The sequence below is a fragment of the Bradyrhizobium sp. STM 3557 genome (assembly GCF_045571465.1).
Lineage (GTDB): Bacteria > Pseudomonadota > Alphaproteobacteria > Rhizobiales > Xanthobacteraceae > Bradyrhizobium.
The window spans coordinates 1969345-1993845 of the sequence record NZ_CP120697.1; the positions used below are offsets into that span (position 1 = coordinate 1969345).

Below are 24501 nucleotides of genomic sequence, written 5' to 3' on the forward strand. Positions count from 1 at the left end.
CGTTTTTTCTAAGCCACAGCGGCGATGTGCTCCCTCCCCCCTTGTGGGGGAGGGTTGGGGAGGGGGTACCAAGCGCACGGTGCTCGTGGCTTACCCCCCTCCCTAGCCCTCTCCCACAAGGGGGAGGAAATGCACCTCTGGTGCGGCGGCAGATCGGCTCGCTCATATAGCACAAGCGAAGTTGAACTACTTTCCCCCGCCCTTCTTCGGCTTCTCGATATCGCTGCGGAGCGCGGCGAGATCCTTCTTCACGGCGCTCGCCGCATTGCGCTCGATCCGTCTATAGCGTTCGACCAGCGCCTCGCCGAATGCCGTCAACGCGGCGCCGCCGCCATTCTTGCCGCCGGTCTGCCGTTCTACCACCGGCTGGCGGCAGATGCGGTTGATCTCGTCGACGAGGTCCCAGGCGCGCTTGTATGACATGTCCATGGCGCGGCCTGCCGCCGAGATCGAGCCGTGACGGTCGATGTTCTCGAGCAGCGCGATCTTGCCCGGTCCGATCCGCTCGCCGGAATCGAGGTCAATGCGCAGGCTGAGGGAGGGAAGGGCGCTCGATTTCGGCATGGAGGCGATGCTTTCCGAAGACGTGCTGGACATTGCCACTCCGGCCGTTTGCGAACAAGATGAGCGCACCTGGATCACACGACAAGTATTGGGGGAGAGATGCTTCCTGCGTTGTTTTCGCCGCTCAAGATCGGCCCGTTCGAGCTTGCACACCGCGTCGTGATGGCGCCCTTGACGCGGATGCGCGCCGAGCCGGGCACGCTGGCTCCGCGTGCGCTCAATGCCGAATATTATGCGCAGCGTGCGACGCCGGGTGGCTTGATCATCGCAGAGGCTTCGCCGGTGCTGTCGACCGGCTTCGGCAATCCGAACGTGCCGGGCATCTACAGCGAAGCGCAGGTCGCGGGTTGGAAGCGCGTCACCGACGCCGTCCATGCCAAAGGCGGCATCATCTTCCTGCAGCTCTGGCACGTCGGGCGCGTGTCGCATTCCTCGTTCCAGCCGGGCGGCGCGCTGCCCGTGGCGCCGTCCGCCATCGCGATCGGCGGCGACCTGAAGGCAATGACGTCGGACGGCAGGCTCGCGTCCTATGAGACGCCGCGCGCGCTCGCGACCGACGAGATCCCCGGCATCGTCGCCGCGTATGCGCAAGCGGCGCGCAACGCGCTCGCCGCAGGCTTCGACGGCGTCGAGGTGCACGGCGCCAACGGTTATCTGATCGAGCAGTTCCTGCAGTCGCGCAGCAACCAGCGCGCCGACGCTTACGGCGGCTCCATCGAGAACCGCATTCGCTTTCTGCTGGAGGTGACGCAGGCCGTGATCGAGGTCTACGGTGCCGACCGCGTTGGCGTGCGGCTGTCGCCTTACGGCATCGCCAACGGCTCCGGCGAGCCGGACCCGATGCCGCTCTACACCTGTGCCGTCGAGGCGCTCAATCCGCTCGGCCTTGCCTATCTGCATTTGCTGGAGCCGCGCTCTTCCGGTGCCGGCCGCGCCGACGTCAACTGGCAGAACGTGCCTTCCGCGATGGTGTTGTTCCGTCCGATCTGGAACGGCGTGCTGATCGCGGCCGGCGGCTTCGTCGGCGACAGCGCCAATGCGGCGATCGCGGAGGGGCACGCCGACGCGGTGGCGTTCGGCCGCTATTTCATCTCCAACCCGGACCTGCCGCGCCGCCTGCAGCACGGCTTCCCGCTGACGCCCTATCATCGGCCGACCTTCTATGGCGGCGCAGAGAAGGGCTATACGGACTATCCCGCGTATGACGAGATGGCCGATGCGTGACGCCGTTTCAACGGCGTCATTGCGAGGAGCGCAAGCGACGAAGCAATCCAGTATCTTCGCGTGGCGCTGGACTGCTTCCGCCGTCACCCTTGGGGCTATGGCGGGCACGTCGCTTCGCTCGCAATGACGGAGAGAGCGTTTCCTCATGTCTAAACTAGCTCCCGCCGGCATTGCCGCCGGCCAGTGCCTCTGCGGCCGCGTCGCCTTCGAGATCGATGTGCCGGCGCGGTGGGCGTGGCATGATCATTCTGCCGGGAGCCGGCGGGCTCATGGCGCGGCCTACGCGACCTATGTCGGGAGCTGGCGCAAACGCTTCCGCATCACATCAGGCGAAGAGGCGATCTCGCGCTACGAGGACGACGCCACCAAGACGGTGCGCAGCTTCTGCAGCATCTGCGGCTCGCCGCTGTTTTACGAGCGCGCCCGCTCGGCCCACATGATCAACATTCCGCGTGCGCTGTTTACTTCGCGCACCGGGCGGGAGCCGCTCTATCACATCGCGATCGAGGAGGCGCCGGACTGGGCCTATACCGGTGCGCCGTTGGTGCCGCTGAAGGGCTATCCCGGCGTGGTCTGGCAGCGCGCGCAGCGCAAGAAGCGCAGCGACCGTGAGGGCATGTTCTGATGCGGCGTGCGGTCGGCGCTGGATTGTAGCCACTTGCATTGCAGCCATGAGCGCAGTCCGTTGAAGCCGTTGCCGTGATCGGCAAGGATTGCGGCACGCCTGCGCAATGATCGCGGGCCGGAGGACATCAATGAAAAACCGTATCACCGGCCGCTCGGCTTTCCTGGCGCTGCTCAAGGACGAGGGCATCACCCATCTGTTCGGCAATCCCGGCACCACCGAGCTGCCGATCATGCATGCGCTGAAGGACCATCCGGACCTCACTTATGTGATGGCGATGCAGGAGAGCCTGGTGGTGGCGATCGCCGACGGCTACAGCCGCGCCTCGGGCCGGCTGGTCGCCTGTAACGTCCATGTCGCGCCCGGTCTCGGCAATGCAATGGGCTCGCTCTATAACGCGCAGTTCACCGGCACGCCGATGATCCTCACCGCCGGCCAGCAGGAGCAGGGCCACGGCCTGATGGAGCCGCTGCTCTATGGCCCGCTGGTGCGGATGGCCGAGCCGCTGGTGAAATGGGCGGTCGAGGTGACACGCCTGGAAGATTTGCCCCGCATCGTGCGCCGCGCGGCCAAGGTCGCGACCACGCCGCCGACGGGGCCCGTGTTCATCTCGCTGCCAGGCGACATCCTCAACGCCGAAGCGGGCATCGAACTCGGCCATTCGACCCGCATCGATGCGCGCGTCAAGCCATCGGACGAGGCGCTGCAAGCGCTGGCGCAGCGCATCCTCAGGGCGCAGCGGCCGGTCATCATTGCCGGGGACGAGATCGTCAAGAGCGATGCGCTTGCGGAGGCCGCGCACTTCGCCGAGGCGCTGGGCTGTCCCGCCTATCAGCAGTCCACGCCCTATGGCGCGCATTTCCTCTCGGAGAGCCCGTGCTTTATCGGCGCGTTGTCACGATCGCAGAAGCAGGTGAGGGATCTGCTCGCACCGTATGATCTTCTGATCGTGCTCGGCGCCGATCCCTTGCGAATGTCCGTGCACAGCGAGGTCGAGCCGCTACCCGATGGCTTGCCGATCGTGCAGGTCGGCCTGGTCGATTGGGACCTGGCGAAGAATTTCGCCGCCGAGATCGCGCTCAAGGCCGACGTGCGCGAAACGCTGCGGGCATTGACGCCATTGCTGCGGAAGAGCGGCGGCGCCGCGCTCGCTGCGCGGTCCAAGCAGGGCATCGCCGAGCTCTCATCCAGGAACTGGACCGCGCGGCGCAAGACGTTGGCCGAGCAGATTGGGAAGGCGAGTGAGACCTCGCCGATCGATCCCGACTATCTCGCGTTGCAGGTGGCGGACGCCATGCCCGCCCATGCAATCCTGGTCGACGAAGGCCTGACCTCGTCGCGCCACATGACGGGCTTAAGGCCTTATCGCGATCGCTACAGCTATCACGGCCTGGCTTCGGGCGGCATCGGCTGGGGCCTGCCGGCCTCGGTCGGGGTCAGCCTTGCCAATCCGGATCGTCCCGTGGTGTGCTATTCCGGCGACGGCAGCGCGATGTATTCGATCCAGGCGCTGTGGACCGCGGCGCATCACAAGCTGCCGCTCTCGATCGTCATCGTCAACAATGGCGGCTACCGCATCATCAAGCAGCGGCTGCTCTCGTTCCATGGCGACGACAACTACATCGGCATGGACTTTGCCGACCCGCCGGTCGATTTCGGGGGGATGGCGCGGTCGCTCGGCCTGGAAGCCATCCGAATCACCGATCCGCGCGCGCTGAAGCCGAAACTGTCGGATGCCTTCAGTCGTCCGGGCGCGAAGCTGATTGAGGTGATGGTGAGCCATGCGGTGAATTGAGGACGGAGCCGCTCTGTGCTCGAGAGATCGGATGATGTTTGACCGCGATCGAGATCTCAGGATGCGCGAGGACTGCCGCCTACCGGCCTGTTTGTACAGGCGATCGTGCCAGAGATGCGCGGTCAGCAGCCGCTATAGCGACGGTCAGGTTCGAAGAGTTCTTTGACGTAGGCGGTGCCGTACCAGATCAGCTGCCGCCTCGTCTTGCCGGCTTGGGCAAGCATATGCAGGTATTCTGCCACCCTCTCGCGGGTCTCAGCGCCAACCTCACGATCCGAGTTCTTCAGAACGCTTTCGATGATGTCGTTCATGGGTGCACCGCAATGACGCGAGTGCAGCATCGAAGCGGAGGAACGTCAACAGTCCTTTTTGGGAGCACGGAAATCGGTAATTCAGTAGAGCACAGCAAGAGCCTCATGACGAGGCTGATGCCTCGCAACGCCATGCGTTTAGAGGACCGTGTTCAAGCGTAGAAACCGTATTCCGTTCACGATGACGATCACGGATGCCCGGCCACTGAACCAAGCCACGACCGCCGTAGCGGCCGAGGGGCCCTTCTTCCGCGTCCGAGATCCGGGTGCCTGATAGTTCGTCTGCGCAGCAAATCGCTCGCCGCGCAGGTCGATGGCAGATCAAGCGAACAGGAAATCATGCGCTGTCAACGCCACCTGGCTGTGCACCACCACGTCATTGCCGGGACTGAACGTGATTGTGCTTTCGTGCGTCGTCGGATCAAACGCGGAAATGTTCAGCTGGCTGAAGTCGTGGATTCCAAGCGCGCTGACATCGATGTGATCGATGCCGAGATTCGATCCCTCGCCGGGGCGGCCCTGGCCGAAATCCTCGATCTTGTCGTGGCCATTGTTGAAGTTGAACACGAAGGTGTCGTTGCCGCCCTTGGCGGCGCCGAGCATGAGCTGCGCGTCGCCCCACATGTCGTCATTACCGGTGCCGCTGATCAGCGTGTCATTCCCGCCACGGGCGTGATCCGCCATGATCTGGGCATCGCCCACCAGCGTGTTGTCGTAGATGCCCTTGGCCTGAGCGGCGGTGTCGTTGCCGCCGGCGAGCACGTCGTTGCCGCCATGTGCATCGTCGGACATGTTTGACGTGTCGCCATAAGCGACGTTTGTCTCGTTCGCGCCGCCCGCGAAGGTATCGTTGCCTCCAAGGGTATGTCCGGTCATCTCGATGCCGGCATCGCCATAGAACGTGTTGGTGGCGGAGAGCGGTTGCAGTGATTGCGCGGTGATCACGCAGGCGTCGTTTCCGCCCTTGGCGTATCCATAGAGGGCGCCGCCGGCGTCTCCATAGAAGGTGCAACTCGGACTGCCGCCGGAGACAGTATAGTTCAACGTATCATTGCCACCGACCGCGTGGTCGGAGATGTTGCCGCCGGCGTCGCCATAGACCTCGACGATGCTGGATCCTTTGGCATTGAGCGTGAACTGATCATTGCCGCCATGGGACCCACCGAACAGGTTGTCGGCGGCATCGCCGTAAAACACGGCGACGGTCGGCGTGGTCACGCCTTGCGAGATACCGGCGTTGACGACATCGTTGCCGCCGCTGGCGTGGTCATAGAGGCTGCCGCCCGCATCGCCATAGAACTTGGTGCTGGTCGCGCTGGTGATGAAGGTGTCGTCGCCCCCGTGCGCATAGCCGTGCAGGTCACCACCGGCGTCGCCATAGAAGGTCGCGGCGTGAAGAATGGGCGAGATCGTTCCGGTGTTGTAGGTGTCGTTGCCGCCCTGCGCGTGTCCGGACATATCGCCGCCGGCATCGCCGTAGAAGGTCTGGCCTTGGCCGGTGGTCTGGAAGCTGTCGTCGCCGCCGTGTGCATGACCCGTCATGCTGTTGCCGGCGTCGCCATAAAAGGTGAAGGTGCCGTCACCGCCGATTGCCGTCGCGGAATCGTTCCCGCCGACCGCGTTGCCGGACATGTTGCCGCCGGCATCGCCGTAGAATGTGTGGCTGCTGAACTCGACGCGACAGCTGTAGGTGTCGGAGCCGCCATGGGCCTGACCGGACATGTCTCCGCCGGCATCGCCGTAGAAAACGTTGACGCCGCCGACGGCGGTCATGGCATGGAAGTTGTCGTTGCCGCCATGGGCATAGCCAGACATGTTGGCGCCGGCGTCGCCATAAAACGTGGTGGTCGAGTGGCCGCCGGTAACGCTGCAACTGTCGTTGCCCCCGACGGCGTGCCCGGTCAGGCTGCCGCCCGCATCGCCCCAGAAGACGTTGGTTGTCTCGGCATTCGACGTGCCGTGCTTGACCCAATTGAAGGTGTCAGCGCCGCCTCTGGCGAAGCCGCTGAGGTCGAGGACCGCATCACCGAAAAACAGATTGGTTGCATTGCTGCCGGCGGTGTAGCTGTCGTTGCCGCCGATCGCGTGGTCCGACAGGCCTCTGCTGGTATCACCGACGAACACGTTGTAGGCGTTGTCGAGGCCCGTGAAAATATCGTCGGTGCCGATTTTCCAGCCGTGGAAACGGCTGTGAATCAGTGGAGTGAACATTACAAATCCCCCCTGAAGGTATTTAATCTTCCAGTAACTCTAATCGGGAGTCAAATAACCGCGCCGGTTCCGCGTTGAAAGGTTAATCACGCTCGAAATCGGCATTAATTTTTTTGAAAAGCGCCATTAAATTGACGTGCGACCGGGCTCATCCAGATTCAGGCGCAAAGGGTTTCCGATCCGGAACTGCGCTCGCGGACATTCAACTGAAAATTGTGGCCGTGTCGTTTTTCTCGTCGCTGAGCGCGCCTGCGCTTACGCCGGCTGCTGGCCTTTCGACAAGGCGCGCTGGACCAGCGATGGAATGCGGAGCGCCTCGTCCCGAAGCGGGTGCCGCGTTACATAGAGGCCGAGCAACCAGCCAAGCCCGGCCAGGATGGTTGCGATCAAGCCGCCGGTCAGCGATATGCCGTCTAGGCCGCCCTGCAACAGCAGCATCGCTGCCGGTCCCAGCCCGGCCAGCGCTGTGACGAACGCGCTCTTGATAAGCGCATGCAGAAATTCCAGCCACGAAAATTTCAGATAAGCACGCGCAATCGTCACCGCCGCCAATGCATTCAGAGGCAAGGTGACGACCAGGCCCCACGCGACCGCGTGCAGCCCATAAGGTGCTGTCAGGCCCACGGCGAGGAGGTTCACGAGTGCCTGCGCTGCGACCAGCCAGGGCAGCAGCCGCACCGCTCCAAGCGCAACAAGAACCGGATATTGCAAGGCCCAGGGAAACGAGAACGCCATCGCAAGGCAGAGAATCCGCAGCAGCGGCGCCACTTCGGCCCATCTTGGGCTCAGCAGAAAGAGCACCAAGGGCGTGGCCAGCGTCGCCAGCAGCATCAGGCAGGGCCATTGCACGGCCGTGATCATCTCAATCGCACGCAAGTAAGCCGCTCGGGTGTCGCCGCCTTCCCGCACGCGACGCGCGAATGCCGGAAGCGCAACGGCGCCGACCCCGGCCAGGATCACCCGCTCCGGGAAGGTGGACAGCAGAAGCGCGCGCTGCGCGATTCCAACGCCCGCGGTGTTCAGGAATCGTCCGAGCAGCAGGTAGGGCGCGTGCTCGCCGAGCGCAGCGAGCAGCGCCGTGGCGCTGTCGAACAGGCCGAAGCGGACGACACCGCGCCATTCGCGCAGCGACCAGCGATAGATGGAAAGATCGGGCCGAAACAGGAAGCACAGAACACTGCCGACCAGCGCCGCCGCGACGTTCGCCCAGGCGAAGGCCATGTAGCTGAATCCGCCGGCCGCCAGTCCGATCGTGGCTATTCCGCCGGCGAGCGCCATCGAGATGGTGGTGAGCGCCTGGTAGCCGAACGCCAGCTCGCGACTCATCAGCGCGAGGGCCGGAAAGACGAATGGCCCCAGGGCGAATCCGAGCACGGCGACATGGAGGTAGTGCTCGATCTCGGGAACTCCGTAGAACCGGGCAATGACGCGCGCGCCGAGGAATAGCAGGGCTGCCAGAGCCAGAGACACGATCAGGCTGACCGTTATGCTCGAGCGGATCTTGTCGGCAGTGAGTTCGCGCTCCTGGATCAGATAGGCGCCGCCGCCGATCTCGCGGACCGCCTCCGCGATCGCGTAAGCGGCTGCGCTCAGAACTGCAACGCCGAAACTGGCCGGCGGAACCACGCGCACAGCAAGGATCGTGACGGTAAGGTTAATGGCCATCGCCACGTAACGGCCGAACGTCGCCCAAAAGAACGCGCGCCTGACGCCCGCCATGCTAGGTTCCTCGTCGGCGCAGCGCAGCGGAGCAAGTTCCGGTGGCGGATTTAATCACGTTTGTGCTCGAGGCGGCCGCCAAGTGAGACCTGTCCTTCCGTCCTAATTAATACCGCGATACGCCGGAGTGTGACGCGGCTGCCTGTTCTCCGGCTTTTCCGCGCAAATGGCTCAGAAAGGCTGCGCTATGGAGTCGCAGCGTTCTTTGATCTATTGTGAATTCCGTTATCCTAACCGTTAAATTTGGAGGCTGAAGAGATTGAAATACGATTAGGATCTGTGCCCTATGCTCGATTTGAATTATTCAGTCAATGGATTGCCGTCTCTTGAAGATCTTGCCGACCGATCTGCGTTCTTTGAATGAGGCGCAGGCGAGCGTCTGGTTCGCGCAGATGCTCGACCGAGATGATCCTGCGTTCAATATCGGCCAATGCGTCGAAATCGACGGGGCGGTAGACCGGAGAGTGTTCGAGCAGGCTGTGCGTCTGGCTGTCAAGGACGCCGACGCGCTGCATCTGCGTTTCATCGACACCGAGAGCGGGCCTCGGCAGTATTATGATCTCGACGAGCATTGGCCGCTGCCCTTCATTGATCTCAGCGCCGAGGCTGATTCCCGCGCGGCAGCCGAGGCGTGGATGCGGGCCGATCTGGCTCGCCCCTTTGATCTGACGGGCGAGCAGCTGTTTCGCATTGCGATGCTTCGCATCGAGCCAGACTGCTGCTTCTGCTACCTGGCCGGCCATCACATCATCTGTGACAGCTTCGGCGCCGGCCTGTTCGTACGTCGGATCGCCGAACTCTATGCGAGCCTGGCGACGGGTTGCGGGCCCACTGCGAGCGATCTTTGTTCTCACGACGCCCTGCTGGATGCCGAGCGGGCTTACGCGAACTCTGAGCACCATGCACGCGACCGAGCTTATTGGCTGAAGGCTCTTGAGGGACATCCGGAAGGCGGGGATCTGGCAACGCGGAGTGCTGCGCTCGGATCGAGCGTCCATCGGATCGCAGGTGCGATTACGTCCAAATTGGATGTCGAGGACTTTGCACAACTCCGCGGACTGAATCCTGCGGCAGTTCTGATGGCAGGCGTCGCGACCTACCTCTATCGGATGACGGGCGCGGCCGATCTGACACTGGGTATGCAGGTCTCGAATCGGCTCGGCGAGAAGCTGCGCCGCACCGTCGGTCTCGCGACGAATGTCATTCCCGTTCGTGTCTCGATCGATGCGAATGAGAGCTTCGAGGCCCTTTCGCGGAAGCTCGCGCGCATCATGCGCGAGGGCTACCGGCATCAGCGCTATCGGTGGGAAGAACTCAGGCGCGATCTCGGCCTTTCGGGGCGCAACAGAGCTGCCTTTGCTGCGCTGGTGAATTATGTCCCGATCGGCGACGACATCAGATTTGGCGAATTCGGTGTCCGTCTCAGGCAGCTGCCGAATGGGCGTGAAGAGAACATCCAGTTTCTCTATTACGGAGGAAGCAAGGCCGTCACCAAGCACTTCTACATCGTTGCAAACTCTGCTCGGTACGCTCTGTCGGAAGCCGAAGCGCATCATCAGCGCTTTTGCGAGATGTTGGCCCAGTGCATGGCGCAGCCCGAAACCGCATCCCGCGATGCCGTCGTGCTTCAAGCGGCGGAGCGGCAGCGCATTCTGTACGAGTGGAATGCGACCGAAGCGGAGCATCCGACGGGGCAGTGCATTCACGAGTTGATCGAGGAGCAGGCGGCGAAGACGCCGGACGCGCTTGCGGTGGCATTCGAGGATGCAGCGATCACCTATGCGGAGCTGAACGCGAGGGCGAACCGCCTGGCGCACCGGCTGATCGCCGAAGGCGTGAAGCCGGACGACCGGGTGGCGATTGCCGTGGAGCGCAGCACCGAGATGGTGGTCGCGCTTCTGGCAACGCTGAAGGCTGGTGGCGCCTATGTTCCGCTGGACCCGACCTATCCGGCGGAGCGGCTGCAATTCATGTTGCGCGACAGTGCGCCGCGCGTGCTGCTGACGCAGGAGAGCATTCTGCCGCGGCTGGGACGGCCGCTCTCCGGAACGTCCGTGTTGACGCTCGACATGGGTCCGGAGGCCTGGCACGGCTATTCCTCCGAGAATCCGGACCCGCGGGCCCTGGGACTGACGCCCTCTCACCTCGCCTACCTCATCTATACGTCGGGTTCGACGGGAGCGCCCAAGGGCGTCATGGTCGAACATCGGTCGCTGCAAGCATCGACCAATGCACGTCTGCGATATTACGGCGGCTACGACAGGGTCCTGCTCGCTGCGTCGATCAGCTTCGACAGTTCGGTCGCTGCGATTTTTGGAGCGCTCGCCGTGGGCGGCACGCTCATCGTAAGCAGCTCCGAAGCGGCCCTCGCGCCGGAATTAACCGCCGGATTATTGGAACGATGGAAGATCACGAGCATTCTCGGGGTGCCGTCGTTCCTGAATGCGCTCTGCGAGAGAGGGTCATCCGAGGCGGCCTTCGAGTTGAAGCAGGTCGTGACCGGCGGCGAGCCATGTACCTCCGACCTCGTCGAAAAGGTTGCGCGCTGGGCGCCAGGCGCTACCCTCTACAACGAATATGGCCCAACAGAAGCCACAGTGTGGGCGAGCGTGCAGCGCTGCGCCAAGTGCTCGCTCTCAGGTCCGGTGCCGATCGGCCGTCCGATTGCGAACACGCGGATCTACATCCTCGACGCAGCCGGCCACCCGGTGCCCGTGGGCGTCGTGGGAGAGGTCCATATCGGCGGGGCCGGCGTCGCCCGCGGCTATCTCAACCAGCCCGACCTGACGGCCGAACGTTTTCTGCGCGATCCATTTGCGGAGGCGGCGAGGCATCCGAATGCGCGCATGTACCGGACCGGAGACCTGGCGCGATGGCTGCCGGACGGCACTATCGCGTTTCTGGGGCGCAATGATCATCAGGTGAAAATCCGCGGGTTTCGCGTCGAGCTTGGTGAGGTCGAAGCGCGGCTCTCCAGCCATCACGGAGTGCAGGAGGCGGCCGTGCTGGCGCGTGAGGATCTTCCCGGCGGCAAGCGCCTCGTCGCCTACTACACGGGAGCGCAGGGAATTGCGGCTGCGGACTTGCGCGCCCATCTGGCGTTGTCGCTGCCCGACTACATGGTGCCGTCAGCCTATGTGCATATGCCGGCGCTACCGTTGACGCCGAATGGCAAGCTCGACCGCCAGGCGCTTCCCGCTCCCGACCAGGCGACGGCATTTGCCGTTCACAGCTACGAGGCGCCGCAAGGGCCGATCGAACTGGCGCTGGCCGCGATCTGGTCGGAGCTGCTGCAAGTCGAACGCATCGGCCGCCATGACGACTTCTTCGATCTCGGAGGTCACTCGCTGCTGGCAACTCAGGCTGCCGCGCGCATCCGCCGTGACTTTAAGATCGAACTGCCGCTGCGCGTGCTTTTCGAATGCTCCACATTGGAGCGCCTGGGAGCAAGCGTTCAGGAAGCGCTTGGCGCGTCCGAGCCAGGCCCACTTCTGCCGCTGATCGGCGAGGCCCACGCCTCAGACCGCGCCATGCGGCTCGCTGCAGACGACGCGCGTGATGACCAATCCGTGCTGTCATATTCGCAACAGCGAATGTGGCTGATCCAGACCCTCGACACACAGAACGCAGCCTACAACATGAGCGGTGTTCTGCGCCTGACCGGCCGGCTCGATCGGTCGGCGCTGGCGCAGGCGTTCGACATCTTGCGTCGCAGGCACGAAAATCTGCGCAGCGTCTTCTTCGAGGAAGCGGGCGAGGTACGGCAGAGAACCGTGCCGTGGCAGGCGGAAGAGCTGGCCGTCATCGACTTGCGGTCTCTCGGCGAGGGCGCCTCGGTCGAGGCGCTGAAAAGGGTCGAGGTCGATGCACGCACTCCGTTCGATCTGGAGCGCGGCCCTGTGCTGCGCATCTGTCTCTATCGCACCGCTGACGACGAGCACCTGTTGCAGCTCAACTTGCACCATATTTCGGGCGACCAATGGTCGATGGCGGTGATCGGGCGCGAGCTCGCCGCCCTGTATAATGCGATCGGGAAGGGCGAGCCGCTGCCGCTCAAGCCGCTCCATCTGCATTATCGCGACTATGCACGTTGGCAGCGCCGCTATCTCGAGGACAGGAATCAGCCGGCGCTCGCATACTGGATCGATCGGCTGAAGGATGTGCCGGCGCTTGAGCTTCCGATCGACCTGCCGCGGCCGCGTCTGCGCAGCCACAATGGCGCGATCCATGAGACGCCGCTTTCGCCCGGCCTGCTGGCGGAATTGAACGCGCTCAGCCGGAAAGAGGGCTCCACGCTGTTCATGACGATGCTGGCAGCGTTCGCGTTGCAGCTCTATCGTCTGACCGGGCAGCAGGACTTTGCGATCGGGGTGCCGATCGCAAACCGGACCCAGGCCGACGTGGAGAACATGGTCGGCACGTTCGTCAACCTGCTCGCTCTTCGCATCGACCTATCCGGCAACCCAAGCTTTCAGCAGTTGCTGCAGCGCGTGCGATCCGTGGCGCTGGAGGCCTACACGCATCAGGACGTGCCGTTCGATAAATTGGTTCAGGAGGTGCAGTACCCGCGAGACGACCGCCGGGCGCCGCTGCTGCAGGTCATGTTCAACATGCCGAACGTACCATTCCACGGCGTCTCCTTTGACGGGCTCACGTGGGAGCCGATCATCGTCGACAGGGGCGGGGCACAGTTCGAGCTGAGCATATCGGTGGACACGCAACTCAAGCCAGGCGTGACCATCGAATATAATACGGACCTGTTTCAGCCCGCCACCGTCGGGCGTTTTGCGGCCCAGTATCTCCAGATATTGCAAAGCATCCTGGAGAATCCCGGCGACAGCATCAACACGGCGCCAATACTGCCGCCGCGCGAGCGCCAATTGTTGCTGGAGGAATGGAATGCGACTGGGACCGCGGATAAGGACCGGCCACCCTTCATCGCCATGTTCGAGCGACAGGTTGCACGGCAGCCCGATGCGCCGGCGATCTCCTTCGAGGGCAGAACGATCAGCTATGCCGAACTGGATGCTGCCGCGCGCGCGATCGGACAGAATCTGCGTGAAGCGGGCGTCGGCCGCGGCACCGGAGTCGCAATCCTCATGAACCGGTCGATCGACCTAGTGGCAATTCTGCTCGGGATCCAGAAGGTCGGCGCCTACTACGTCCCGCTCGATCCCGTCTTTCCGGTCAAGCGCCTGCAGTACATGCTGGAGGACAGCGGCGTCGGCGCGCTCGTGACCGACGCCGGAACGATGCCGCGCTTCGATGTGCCCGCGGCAGTCGCGGTACTGGATTCTGCCCGGCTCAAGACCGCTGCCGCTGCAACGGATCGGGAGCGACTGGCTGCTTGCGTCGTTCCTTCCGATGTCGCCTATGTGATTTACACGTCAGGCTCGACCGGGCAGCCGAAAGGGGTCGTGATCGAGCATGGCGCACTGTCCAATTTCCTGGCCTCGATGGCGCACCATCCAGGCCTCGCCCGCGATGACGTGCTGCTGGCGGTGACGACAATCGCGTTCGATATCGCGGGCCTGGAGCTTTATCTGCCATTGAGCGTCGGCGCGCGGGTCGAGCTGGCTGCGAAGGAAACGGCAGGGAGCGCCGAGGCGCTGAAGCAATTGATCTCCGACAGCCAAGCGACGGTGCTCCAGGCGACTCCGGCGACATGGCGCATGCTGCTCGACAGCGGCTGGGAAGGCGCACCATCGCTCCGCGCATTTTGTGGCGGCGAGGCGCTTTCGAAGGATCTCGCCGGTGCGCTCCTCGGCCGCGTGGCTGAACTCTGGAATCTGTACGGCCCGACTGAGACCACGATCTGGTCCACGGCGGCGCGCGTCGAAGCCGGTGATGCCGACATCTCGATCGGAACGCCGATTGCCAACACAAGGATCTACATCACCGACCGGAACGGTGAATTGACGCCCATCGGAATTCCCGGCGAGATCCTGATCGGTGGGGATGGCCTCGCGCGAGGATACCACGCGCGCCCCGAATTGACGGCAGATCGCTTCGTGTCCGACCGCTTCGCGGGCAAGGGCAAGCGTCTCTACAAAACGGGCGACCTCGGCAAATGGGGGATCGACGGCCGCCTTTACCATCTCGGGCGCATCGACAACCAGGTCAAGATTCGTGGCCATCGAATCGAAGCCGGCGAGATCGAAGCTCTGCTGCGGAAGCACCCTCTGGTAGCCCAGGCCGTCGTGGTGGCTTACCCTCTGACCGGCGGAGACGTGCGTCTGGTTGCCTACGTAGTTTCCGATACGGGCGTGATCGGCAGCGAGCTCCGGTCCTATCTGAGGGAAGCGCTGCCGGAATACATGGTCCCTGCACTGATCGTCGCGGTGGACGATATCCCGTTGACGCCTAATGGCAAGATCGACCGCAAGGCGCTCCCGGATCCCTTCCTGCGGGAAACCGAGATCACCGACGCATTCGAGCAGCCAGCGGAGGGGATGGAGTCGACCCTTGCCCAGATCTGGCGAGAGCTGCTCAAGCTCCAGACTATCAGCGCGCGGGATAATTTCTTCGAATTGGGCGGTCACTCGCTCCTTGCAGTAAGGCTGGCACGTCTGTTGGAAAAGCGTACCGGCAAGCGCCTTGACCCGCGGAGGTTGTACTTCCAAAATCTGAGGCAAATTGCTGAAGACCTTGCTGGTCGGTAGCTATAGGAGTCGCGCGCTGCGATGTTGCCATTGTTCTTCGGATCAGCCGAGCGCCGCCTGTTCGGCGTCTACGAGCCGGCCCAGCGTCGCGCGAAGGTCGCTCGTGCGGTCCTGCTGTGCAACTCGTGGGGAGCGGAATACGTCAACGCGCACCACGCTCTGCGCGTGCTGGCGCAGCGACTATGTGCCGCAGGATTCGATACGCTGCGCTTCGACTATTTTGGCGAAGGCGATTCGGGAGGCGAGACAACCGATGCCGATCTCGACGGCTGGAAGCAGGACATCGCGACCGCTATCGGAGAGCTCAAAGCGATGAGCAGCGCACCTCGTGTGGTGGTGCTGGGATTGCGGCTGGGAGCCTCGTTGGCTGCCGAGGTTGCTCCCGCTTTGGCCGGAGATATCGATCGGCTCATTCTCTGGGATCCCATCGTCAACGGGGAGAACTATTTGGCCGAACTTGAGCCCGCGGCCGTCCAGCATAGAATGGGGGATCGATTCTTCGCGCCGGTTCAAGGCCACGAGACGAGTGCGGAAATTCGGGGGCGTGTGGTTTCATCTGCTTTTGTCGAAGGCCTTCGTGCGATCGACCTTTGCTCGGGACAAGCGACTGCGCCTTCAACCTTGACGATCTTCTCGCAGCCGCCGCCGGCCAATTGCACCCGGTTGCAGGCCACTCAAATTGTGACCGTTGAAACGGTTCTGCCTTGGCAGGACATCGAGATTGAGAGCGGCATTCTGCCCATACAGGCCTACGAACAAATCCAAGAGTGGCTTCGATGACGAAAAAAGTTGTCGAGCGCACTGTCCAATTCGGCTCGCGCGGATCCTTGATCGGAATCGTCACCGAGCCTGCTCAGGCGCGCGATAAGGCTCGACCCGCGATCGTTATCCTGAATACAGGGACCGTGCATCGTGTCGGGCATCATCGCATGTACGTAGCGATGTCCCGCAGACTGGCGCAGTCCGGACATACCGTGCTGCGATTCGATTTTTCCGGCATCGGCGACAGTGCGAAACATGCCTCCGGGCAATCGCTGCTCAAGTCCAATCTCGCTGATATCGGCACCGCGCTCAGCCTGCTTGAATCCAAATTCCACGCGCGGCGCGTGATCCTCATCGGACTTTGCTCCGGAGCAGACCACTCGATCCTGTACGCGCACTCCGATCCACGGGTGATCGGCACCGTGCTCATCGACCCCTACATTCCGGCGACCGTGCAGTACTTCGTCCACTACATCTCCCGACGCCTGCTGCAGTTCAGGCGTTGGAAGCGCTTCAGCTTCCGGCGCAGCAAGATCGTGCGGCGGCTGGGTGAGCGGATCTCGCAGGCATTGCGCGCGCAAGCCGAGCCGCAGCATCTGAGCTTCGAGCAGCCGGACGTGCAGGCATCGCTTGGGAGGGCATACAAGGCAGCCGTTGATGCCGGCTTGCGGCTTCTGGTCATTTGTACAGGCCGGCACGATGCTCCCCGGCAAACCTATCGCGAGCAATTTGTGAAGGCCTATCGAACCGTGCCGTTTGGTGACCTGCTGCAACTCGAGTTCTTCGAAGACGCAGACCATACGTTCAGCTCAGCGCGCGAACGAGAGAGGCTGAATGATCTGATTGAGCAGTGGTGCAGCAGCACCGCTTTCGAGCCGCGTCCTCCCACCGTCGGCGACACCATGCTGCAGATTTCCGCAGCCTAGAAGCTGTTGTCCCGACGTTTTCGGAAAACCTCGCGATGGAATGGACGTCGGTTTAATGGAGTCGGGTAGCCGCAATTGTCTCAGCTGCCATTTACTTCGGCCGCGCGATCTTTAATCAGCGCAATATCGTCCGCCGTGGATTTGTGACTTAACTTGCAGACGCAATTGCCATATAATCGCGCGCATTCGCCGGTTTAGCTCAGGGTAGAGCGCCGCCATCGTATGGCGGAGGTCGGGGGTTCAAGTCCCTTCAACCGGCACCAATCTCGGGATCCAATCTCCTGGGACAAGTCGGGTCAGAGGAGCTGTGGGTTTTCTGCTCCGGGCCGAAATTTCGAAAATGAATCGTGCATGAAACTGACAAGCCAGGTGCGCTCGATCCAGGCGCATTCCGGTGCGGCTTCTCGCTCAAGGCTCGAACTGGCTCTTTCCTGAAGTGAATGCGATCGTGTGCGAAAGCACCGACGAAACGGATTTTGAAATCGGTAATGGGGCCGTCTTGTTGGCGCGCTCACGGTCCAAATTGCGGATAGCCACCGAGCATGCCGCGCAACAACAACCCGCGAAAGGCTCGAACCTTTCGCGAATATGCGGGGTCGACCAATTAGGGACAGCAGTCCAGCGACAGTAACTCAGGCACCCCTTGTCCGGTGCACCAGCTGTGTTCGCTAGTGCCGCACCCCGGCACTATGCGCCCTTGATACGGAAATCTTCGAGCTTTCGACCGGAGCGAAGTTGGGCGACCAGCCATCGAGGCTGCTTGCCCCGTCCGGCCCAGGTCTCTTCCGGGTTTCGTGGATTGCGATACTTCGGCAGAACCTTGGGATAAGCCCGCTTTGCTTCCTTGTGAGGCAATTGGGCGGCAGCCGAACTGATCTGGTGGGAGGCAGTCGAATGGCGCTTGACCGAAGCGAGCTGGCTGAGGCGATCCTCAAGCATTGCCTTCTCTGCCGCGATCTTCCGGCCTAGTTCGGCGACCAGCCGCTCGTGGAGGTCCCAGAGCTGATCCACGGACATTGATTTAAGATTGTAGCTCTTCATATCGCTCAGGTCGTGGCTCATCTCGCTTCACATCACCCGAGATTCGCTGCTGGCAAATACATAAGCGGTTCACAGGTATTGTTCAACCGTTTAATCGTTTACTTGTTTGGATATTGTCATGCCTCGACCGCAAAACAAACGGCAGTCAAGAAATATTGATGTGTACAAGCTGCAGTTGCGCGTGAGCCGATCCAGCTGATCGTCATCGTTGCAGATGGATTTTTAACATCGTTAGCTAACGGATACCTGTGCGGCGAACGCTGTTACATCTGCATTGCAGATGGAATAGTGCGCTTCCGCAACGATGCTCTCGGACGGGGACAACGTTCGAGGATCCAGAAAAAGACCTGCGATGACCGAAACCAGGCCGCACTGAAACGTGCTTAGCCAATGTGCGGGACATCTTCCGTTCGGGTCCTGCTTTCGGATGACCCAAAAACCGCCTCCAAGGCCGCGATTCGCTGTTCTGGAATCGTGACTGGTCGTTTCTGAAGCACTCAACTGTCGGCTAAGATTTTCCGAAAACTTCAGACACGATTTAGCAATTGCGAGCTTCCGAGCTTCCCCCAGCTTGGGAGCGCGCCGTCAGTTCACGACTTCGACGGAACGGTGGGCCGGGGCGTGCTGGATGATCGTGCTTTCGACCGCTGCAGCCGGCTGCCTGCGGCGTTTGAAGAAGCCGAGCACGAACCCAACCGCCGAAATGTGCCAGGTCAGCACGCTGAACAGTGCCAGTTTCAAAGAGCCGGTTCTGACCGTCATCAGGAGCAGGGGAACTGCAACGCCGAGCGGAATGACGATGCGGGCGCCAAGCTCATAGCTCGCGACAAGCAGGCAAGCCCAATAGAGCCAGATACCGAGATCGATCGGAACGGTGCGGACTTCACGCAGGACCTGTCTAGCATAATGGCCCTCGACGGCGGCACGAAACAGCTGGCCCGAGCTGAGAAAACGACCAGAGCGCAGCCGGTGCCACAGCAGCGGCCACGTGCCCAGTTCGTAGCTGAAATGGTCGACCGCCTTATCCTTGAGAAGCATCAGGCGCCATCCTTTGCTCCGCAGCCGCGCGCCGAGATCGTACTCCTCGAATGCGTAGAGGTTCCGGTCCGACAGGTATCCGACCGCGGTGATCGCCGCGCGGCGGTAAAGGCCGCCGCCGTTCAGGCACTCGACATCGCGCATGTTCTTGGCGCGCGCACGGCTATGGCGCTTCACCCGCCCTTTCACTTCCAGATTGTCCACTCGCATCTCGTGGATGTGGCCGCCAACGCCGGCGACGTCCGGCTCACTGTCCAGAATCGCGACTGCCTTCTTCAGAAAATCGGCCTTGAGCTCCATGTCGCCGTCGAGAATGTAGACATATTCGCCCAGGCTATGCTGGTAGCCGAGTTGCGGGCCGATGCCACAACACCGCTCGCCTTCATGCCGAAGCTGCACGATCGAGGTGGGAAACGCCTTCGCGATTCCGACCGTGCCGTCGGTCGACACGCTGTCGGCGATGATGACCTCGCCGTGATAGGGCGCCACCGCCGCGAGAGCGCTTTCGATCGCTCGGCTGATATTCGCTTCCTCATTAAGTGTTTTGATGACAATACTGACCTTAACCACCGCTCACATTCCTCGCCATGGAAGGATTAAATCCATTAAATAGGCTCTGTTCGTCACTCGACGCCATTTGTGGTTCCAAACGCCTGCTGTTCGACAGAGGCGAAGCTCGATCCTCGCGCCGTTGGGCCAATCCAGAGAACATCAGTCCGGCCGCCTGTATTCCCGCCTCGATAAAGTCCTTGCTTGACATAGATTGAGCGCACCCGCGGTACCGGCGAGCGGCCGGTCAGCGCCTCGTGGAACTTGCTCTGGCCTTCATCGCGGCGCCATACGGTGTAGGCGCCGGTACTCCAGTCGACCAGGAAAACGAAGTCGGTCCACTTGCCCAAGGTGATCAGGCCCCCATCGCGCAGGGGCGTATCATTGAAGGTATATTGCTGCGGGCCATTCGGCGTCCGCTGCGCAGCAGTAAGGCCGCCCCAACCGTAGAACTGCCAGACGTAGGACCAACTGTTGCAGACGGTCCGGGGGGCGAGCGAGCAGTCGATAGGCGCAAATGCAGACCACGGCAGCTGCTGTCCGCGCCAGGTCAGGGGAAGCAAATAACTCGTCGCATAATATTGCGCGCCGCTGGCCGGGCTTTCCCGGATCTCCCGTCCGGATGCATCCTGCATCACCAGCATCTCGGCCCGCTCGCTGTTCGCGTGCAGATCGAGCGGGTCATCGTTGGGCTGTACCTCGACGCGCACGGCGGCCTTGCCGTGCCAGGTGCGAACTCCGTCCGGCCTGATGCGGCAGTCATCCATGGCTTGGCGTCCGTACCAACCGCCTGTGGCCAGCTCGCTCCAGGCCGTCGCAAACGAGACGCCGGCCTCCATGCTTTGGTTCGGTGGTAACCGGGAGCTCTCCCGCCTACCTGCCGGCACGGTCGGGCACTGCTGTGATGCGTCCATGGCTTCCGGCAATGCGGCGGCGGAGGCGGCCGCGGCGAACACAAGCTGCAGGACAGGCAAAAAACCGAGTGCGGTGACAGCTATCAAGCCTGGAGCCCATTCACGGGTCCATTGCCGGTTGGATCGCATTCTCAACTTCCTGCCCGGCCAAAATGTGCCCAGTGATTTACCGGAGGCGGCGCTCGTGTGTCGAGAATAAATCAGAAACGGCACGATTAAATGTGAAGTGATTCGCAATTTTCCGTTTCCGTTAACGCCTCATTAGACCAAGTGCCGAATAGTTTTCATGAAGCGAATGGCGCGCCACTCTTGTCTTGCGCGGCGCGGCGAGAATCAGCCGGCAGACAACAATCCCGCTCTGGGCATGGTCTTGGCCGCAGAAGCGCAGGGGATCCCCGAAGGATCTTGCCCGGCCAGTGGGCACTCCTGCCTTAGGCGCAGGGGCGAGTGTTTTGAGTGTTGCCGGGTGTGGTTTTGCTGCGACACCTCGGCCGTAAACGCGGAGTTTCAGTGCGTTGGGTATCTAACCCCCTCGAAACATCGTGTTAAGGAGATGGCGACATTTGGGGGACGGAATGATTTTCAGCAAGCGGTTTCCGCTGGGTCTGGTGGTAGCGGTAGCCGGGGCCATTTTGAGCGGCTGCGGGATTACGCCGGTATCCGGCCCGGAGAGCTGGGATATTACAAAGGGGACGGAAACCGAGCTGCCTTATGCCCTCGTCAAGCTGAGGCCGGATTCGATCAACGTGCTGGCCGCGCATGAGCCGCGACTCGTCGGTACATTCAGCGATCGGCGCGGGCCCCAGACCGTTGTGATCGGCGTGGGCGATATTGTGGGCGTCACGATTTTCGATACCGGCGCCGGTCTCTTCGTCCCCGGTGACACCGGAATCCGGCCCAGCAATGTGATCACCGTTCCGCCCCAGGCCGTTGGAATCGATGGCAACATCACCGTGCCGTCGGCCGGGATCATTCCTGCCAAGGGCCACACAGTTGCGCAGGTGCAGCAATCGATTGTCGCGGCGCTGAAGAATCGGGCGCTCGAGCCGAATGTGGTCGTGACGATCCTGGATCAGCGGGCGTCCGCTTACACCGTTCTGGGCGACGTGCGCGCCTCCGGTCGCTTCCCCGTGCTTCAAAGCGGCGAGCGCTTGCTCGATGCAATCGGACGAGCCGGAGGATTGCTCGGCCAGGGCAATGAAACCTGGGTCGTGCTCGAGCGCCAGGGCAAGCGCGCCTTGGTCCCCTTCGGCGCGCTGGTCGACGAACCCGCGAACAACATCTACGTGCGGCCGCTGGATACAATTTATGTCTATCGCGAACCGCGGACCTTCCTGGCATTCGGTGCGGCGGGACGGCAGGGCCAGTTTGCGTTCGATGCCTGGCGCGTGTCGCTGTCGGAAGCGATCGCGAAGGCGACCGGATTGAGTGATCTTCAGGCGAACCCGGCCGCCGTGTTCATCTATCGTGGCGAGACGCACGAAGTTGCACGGGAGCTAGGCATTGATGTCGCCGGGTACGACGGACCAGTCATTCCCGTCATCTACCAGCTCGACCTGCGAGACCCCGCGGGCTACTTCCTGGCCTCAAAATTCCAGATGCGAAATAAGGACGTGATCTACGTCTCCAATGCCTCGTCGGTCGAAGGAACCAAGTTACTGACCTACATAAGCCAGATCGTGCGGACGGCCCAAGATCCGGTTAACCTCGGAATCAGCGGCTACGCTCTGAAGGCTGCGATTGAGGGTAAGGGAGTTGGTGCAGCGATTGTGACCGGAGTAGCCGGCAACTAAAGGCCCGGCTGTGGGGTGCGCTACAGTCATGGCGGGCCAATTGGCCCGGTCCGGCGATATCGTTCGGCCGACGGGAGGGGTGGATGAGATTGCCGTAGCGCGCCGTCTGCTCTAATCTTTTGGCTCCAGCAAGGGTTCGGCGAGCAAGCCGAATCGCGTGCCCGTGCTTCCCTCGGGAAGCTGGCAAGCGGCCCGTTGATGCGGCGCCCCGACTGAATGAATGGAAGGAGACCGAGCGATGCGGTTCTTGATCGTGGCTGTTCTCTCGATGCTCCCGGTTTGCGCTTACGCCCAGAATTGTCAGCTTGTCGGCAACCAGACGCAGTGTGACATCGGTTCGCTCAATCAGCGAAACGGAAGCGCCAACTACTGGAGCGAGGGCAGATCCGTCGGCCCCTCCGGCAACTCGTACCTGACAAACGACGGCAGCAGCTATCACCGCCTCGGCGACAGCCGCGTTTACGGCAACGGTACCGTGACGCAGACCTACGGCAATACGACTTACCTCAGCGACGGCCGGGTCTGCCAGCGCTTTGCCGGCCAGGTGACGTGCAACTGAGCTGCTGGGCGCTCTGGCCTGAAGAGGCCAGGGTCATTTGATCGGCAGCGGATTAGTAATCCGCGCCGACAAATTATTCGTTCCGACTTCCATATTGGCAAATTGAATCGCGAAAGGGGTCTGGATCGGCCCGTAGCCGCGATAGATGCCGAACTTCCAATATGCCTGATTGCCGGGCGCCCCGATCGCCCCGGCGTAGTCGACGATCTTCTTGGCATCGAGCCAGAATTCCAGCCGGCCATCGGCGCCCGAGCCACCTTTGAGGTGGAATACGACTTGGTGCCAGGCGTTGCGGGAGACGGGGCCGGCATAGCGGGTGCCGCTCGCCGCTTGGCCGTTTGGTCCCGCGGCCTCGCTGTAGATGATCAACCTGCCTTCCTTGAAATGGACGTGGAACGAGCGCGTCTTGCTGCCGTGCATTTGGCTGATCGCGGTCCAATCCGAATGGTATTCCGGGCCGGGCTCGATCAGGAAGGCATACGCGCCCCAGACGTCGGAGCCTTGCGGGAAACGCCGCTTGTAGCCGTCGAGCTCGGAGCGTTCCTTGTTCTCGCCGGACGAACGGTCTTCCCCCCACTGATCGCCTGCGCGCACCTCGAAGCGGGTCACGTCTGTCGCGCTATCACTGGCGCGGCTGATGCTCCAGGGCTCCGGCGCGAATTCCGGCGCATACTGGATGCCCCCGATAACCACGCGTTCATTCGCGTCGACAACCGCCGACCATTTGAAATTGCCGAGCTCCTCGGCCTGCGCGGCTCCTCCAAGCGTCAGGAGAGCGAAGGCGGTGAGCGCGCAACGACGGTGCGTCAGCCAACTGATGGTCCGCAGAAGGGGCAGGCGCGCTGCCATCTGCATCGCTCGGATGGATGGAGAATCGGAAAAGGGTTTGGTTATCTCGTGCTTTTGCATTGGATATCCTTCGAGTATCGACCAATTCAGATTCGGCAAATGCGGATTGTCGTTTCAAATGATTTGAAGCTGATCGCGTTCGATAGCAACGCAGGTCAGCCGCCCGGTCGCATAAGCGCCGGTATCGATGTTGATCCGGTTCGGGTGGATCTCGACCTTGGACACCGGCGTATGGCCGTGCACCACGATTTTCCCAAAGCTGGCCGTGCAGAGCAGAAAGTCTTTGCGGATCTCCACCAGGTCCCGATGGCTCTGCTGATCGAGCGGTACGCCAGGGCGAACCCCGGCATGTACGAAGAAGAAATCGCCGCAGGTGAAGCTGCTGGGCAAGTTTCGCAGAAAATCGAGATGCCCAGTCTGGTGCATGGCGAGGGACAGCGACATCGCAAGCAGCTCCTGCGTCCGCGAGTCGAGATAGTTGCCGGGGTCCAGTCCATAGGACCGCAACGTTTCCAGGGCGCCCAAGCGCAGCCAGTCGGAAAGCGATGCAGGATTGTCGAGGAAGTCGAGCACGTACCCCTCGTGATTGCCCTGCAGGCAAATGGTATCTTGGTAGCTGCTGCGCAGGAGGAGAGTGTCCAGCACCTCTCGCGACGAGGGGCCGCGGTCCACATAGTCGCCGACGAAGACGATGAGCGGCCGCGCGATCGGATTGGCCGCAACATGCTTCCGGACCCGCTCGAGCAGCGCCTCTAGGAGATCGTGACGTCCATGCACGTCGCCGATGGCGTAGATTCTCATTCCGTCGGGAAGCCGGCCGGGCAGGGCAACCGGCATGCCGGGATCATCCGTCGACGGAGGCGGCTTACGCGTCGTACGCATGGCCTTTGCTTTGAACACCATTGCCGGTCTGTCAATCCCAGAGATGCCGGCGTGCCGATAGCGGCGCGCGACCGCAG

The 24501-nt window shown here is 62.2% G+C and carries 17 protein-coding genes and 1 tRNA gene; 9 read left to right on the plus strand and 9 right to left on the minus strand.

Annotated features, from left to right (window positions below; all coding sequences use genetic code 11):
* Positions 1-186 precede the first annotated feature (186 nt).
* Positions 187-564 (minus strand): winged helix-turn-helix domain-containing protein, encoded by a 378-nt coding sequence (locus P6U24_RS08925; protein WP_407160402.1) that lies wholly within the window; start codon positions 562-564, stop codon positions 187-189.
* Positions 565-663: 99 nt separating this feature from the next.
* Here P6U24_RS08925 and P6U24_RS08930 point away from each other — a divergent pair, with 99 nt between their 5' ends.
* From P6U24_RS08930 to P6U24_RS08940, 3 genes are all read left to right on the plus strand, one after another.
* Positions 664-1788: an alkene reductase gene (locus P6U24_RS08930; RefSeq protein WP_407158764.1), complete on the plus strand. Its 1125-nt coding sequence runs from the start codon at positions 664-666 to the stop codon at positions 1786-1788.
* Between the two features lie 145 nt (positions 1789-1933).
* Positions 1934-2413 (plus strand): GFA family protein, encoded by a 480-nt coding sequence (locus P6U24_RS08935; protein WP_407158765.1) that lies wholly within the window; start codon positions 1934-1936, stop codon positions 2411-2413.
* Between the two features lie 130 nt (positions 2414-2543).
* Positions 2544-4208 carry a thiamine pyrophosphate-binding protein gene (locus P6U24_RS08940; protein ID WP_407158766.1) on the plus strand — a complete coding sequence of 555 codons (1665 nt, stop codon included), beginning with the start codon at positions 2544-2546 and terminating at the stop codon, positions 4206-4208.
* 122 nt (positions 4209-4330) lie between these two features.
* On the opposite strand, the gene P6U24_RS08945 is transcribed toward P6U24_RS08940, so the two are convergent.
* The 3 genes from P6U24_RS08945 to P6U24_RS08955 all read right to left on the minus strand — a co-directional run bounded on the left by P6U24_RS08945 (position 4331) and on the right by P6U24_RS08955 (position 8449).
* Positions 4331-4519, minus strand: a complete 189-nt coding sequence (locus P6U24_RS08945) for a hypothetical protein (protein WP_407158767.1) — start codon at positions 4517-4519, stop codon at positions 4331-4333.
* Between the two features lie 321 nt (positions 4520-4840).
* Positions 4841-6730, minus strand: a complete 1890-nt coding sequence (locus P6U24_RS08950; protein WP_407158768.1) for a hypothetical protein — start codon at positions 6728-6730, stop codon at positions 4841-4843.
* Positions 6731-6985: 255 nt separating this feature from the next.
* The gene (locus P6U24_RS08955) at positions 6986-8449 is read right to left on the minus strand and encodes an oligosaccharide flippase family protein (protein WP_407158769.1); all 1464 of its coding nucleotides are present in this window, start codon (positions 8447-8449) and stop codon (positions 6986-6988) included.
* Between the two features lie 392 nt (positions 8450-8841).
* On the opposite strand from P6U24_RS08955, the gene P6U24_RS08960 reads away from it, so the two are divergent.
* The 4 genes from P6U24_RS08960 (at position 8842) to P6U24_RS08975 (ending at position 17062) form a co-directional block, all read left to right on the plus strand.
* Positions 8842-15111, plus strand: coding sequence for an amino acid adenylation domain-containing protein (locus P6U24_RS08960; protein WP_407160403.1), 6270 nt, complete (start codon positions 8842-8844; stop codon positions 15109-15111).
* Positions 15112-15132: 21 nt separating this feature from the next.
* On the plus strand, positions 15133-15891 hold the full coding sequence (locus tag P6U24_RS08965; RefSeq protein WP_407158770.1) for a serine aminopeptidase domain-containing protein: 759 nt from the start codon (positions 15133-15135) through the stop codon (positions 15889-15891).
* Positions 15888-16799, plus strand: coding sequence for an alpha/beta fold hydrolase (locus P6U24_RS08970; protein ID WP_407158771.1), 912 nt, complete (start codon positions 15888-15890; stop codon positions 16797-16799). The genes P6U24_RS08965 and P6U24_RS08970 overlap by 4 nt, the downstream gene beginning before the upstream one ends.
* Positions 16800-16987: 188 nt before the next feature.
* A tRNA-Thr gene (locus P6U24_RS08975) sits at positions 16988-17062 on the plus strand.
* 424 nt (positions 17063-17486) lie between these two features.
* Here P6U24_RS08975 and P6U24_RS08980 read toward each other — a convergent pair.
* From P6U24_RS08980 to P6U24_RS08990, 3 genes are all read right to left on the minus strand, one after another.
* On the minus strand, positions 17487-17861 hold the full coding sequence (locus P6U24_RS08980) for an H-NS family nucleoid-associated regulatory protein (protein ID WP_407158772.1): 375 nt from the start codon (positions 17859-17861) through the stop codon (positions 17487-17489).
* 564 nt (positions 17862-18425) lie between these two features.
* Complete coding sequence (locus tag P6U24_RS08985) at positions 18426-19448, minus strand: glycosyltransferase (RefSeq protein WP_407158773.1); 1023 nt, start codon at positions 19446-19448, stop codon at positions 18426-18428.
* 53 nt (positions 19449-19501) lie between these two features.
* Entirely contained in the window at positions 19502-20554 is a 1053-nt protein-coding gene (locus tag P6U24_RS08990) for a heparin lyase I family protein (RefSeq protein ID WP_407158774.1), read from the minus strand.
* Positions 20555-20916: 362 nt separating this feature from the next.
* Between P6U24_RS08990 and P6U24_RS08995 the strand changes: the two genes are divergently transcribed.
* Positions 20917-22134 (plus strand): polysaccharide biosynthesis/export family protein, encoded by a 1218-nt coding sequence (locus P6U24_RS08995; RefSeq protein WP_407158775.1) that lies wholly within the window; start codon positions 20917-20919, stop codon positions 22132-22134.
* A gap of 238 nt (positions 22135-22372) precedes the next feature.
* Positions 22373-22693 (plus strand): hypothetical protein, encoded by a 321-nt coding sequence (locus P6U24_RS09000; RefSeq protein WP_407158776.1) that lies wholly within the window; start codon positions 22373-22375, stop codon positions 22691-22693.
* Positions 22694-22726: 33 nt separating this feature from the next.
* On the opposite strand, the gene P6U24_RS09005 is transcribed toward P6U24_RS09000, so the two are convergent.
* Both P6U24_RS09005 and P6U24_RS09010 read right to left on the minus strand, forming a co-directional pair.
* Complete coding sequence (locus tag P6U24_RS09005) at positions 22727-23542, minus strand: heparin lyase I family protein (protein WP_407158777.1); 816 nt, start codon at positions 23540-23542, stop codon at positions 22727-22729.
* Positions 23543-23656: 114 nt separating this feature from the next.
* Positions 23657-24379 (minus strand): metallophosphoesterase family protein, encoded by a 723-nt coding sequence (locus P6U24_RS09010; RefSeq protein WP_407158778.1) that lies wholly within the window; start codon positions 24377-24379, stop codon positions 23657-23659.
* Between the last annotated feature and the right edge of the window lie 122 nt (positions 24380-24501).

Coding starts and splice junctions, on each gene's coding strand:
- P6U24_RS08925 (WP_407160402.1), bottom strand. CDS start 564: ATGCCGAAATCGAGCGCCCTTCCCTCCCTCAGCCTGCGCATTGACCTC.
- P6U24_RS08930 (WP_407158764.1), top strand. CDS start 664: ATGCTTCCTGCGTTGTTTTCGCCGCTCAAGATCGGCCCGTTCGAGCTT.
- P6U24_RS08935 (WP_407158765.1), top strand. CDS start 1,934: ATGTCTAAACTAGCTCCCGCCGGCATTGCCGCCGGCCAGTGCCTCTGC.
- P6U24_RS08940 (WP_407158766.1), top strand. CDS start 2,544: ATGAAAAACCGTATCACCGGCCGCTCGGCTTTCCTGGCGCTGCTCAAG.
- P6U24_RS08945 (WP_407158767.1), bottom strand. CDS start 4,519: ATGAACGACATCATCGAAAGCGTTCTGAAGAACTCGGATCGTGAGGTT.
- P6U24_RS08950 (WP_407158768.1), bottom strand. CDS start 6,730: ATGTTCACTCCACTGATTCACAGCCGTTTCCACGGCTGGAAAATCGGC.
- P6U24_RS08955 (WP_407158769.1), bottom strand. CDS start 8,449: ATGGCGGGCGTCAGGCGCGCGTTCTTTTGGGCGACGTTCGGCCGTTAC.
- P6U24_RS08960 (WP_407160403.1), top strand. CDS start 8,842: ATGCTCGACCGAGATGATCCTGCGTTCAATATCGGCCAATGCGTCGAA.
- P6U24_RS08965 (WP_407158770.1), top strand. CDS start 15,133: ATGTTGCCATTGTTCTTCGGATCAGCCGAGCGCCGCCTGTTCGGCGTC.
- P6U24_RS08970 (WP_407158771.1), top strand. CDS start 15,888: ATGACGAAAAAAGTTGTCGAGCGCACTGTCCAATTCGGCTCGCGCGGA.
- P6U24_RS08980 (WP_407158772.1), bottom strand. CDS start 17,861: ATGAGCCACGACCTGAGCGATATGAAGAGCTACAATCTTAAATCAATG.
- P6U24_RS08995 (WP_407158775.1), top strand. CDS start 20,917: ATGATTTTCAGCAAGCGGTTTCCGCTGGGTCTGGTGGTAGCGGTAGCC.
- P6U24_RS09000 (WP_407158776.1), top strand. CDS start 22,373: ATGCGGTTCTTGATCGTGGCTGTTCTCTCGATGCTCCCGGTTTGCGCT.
- P6U24_RS09005 (WP_407158777.1), bottom strand. CDS start 23,542: ATGGCAGCGCGCCTGCCCCTTCTGCGGACCATCAGTTGGCTGACGCAC.
- P6U24_RS09010 (WP_407158778.1), bottom strand. CDS start 24,379: ATGCCGGTTGCCCTGCCCGGCCGGCTTCCCGACGGAATGAGAATCTAC.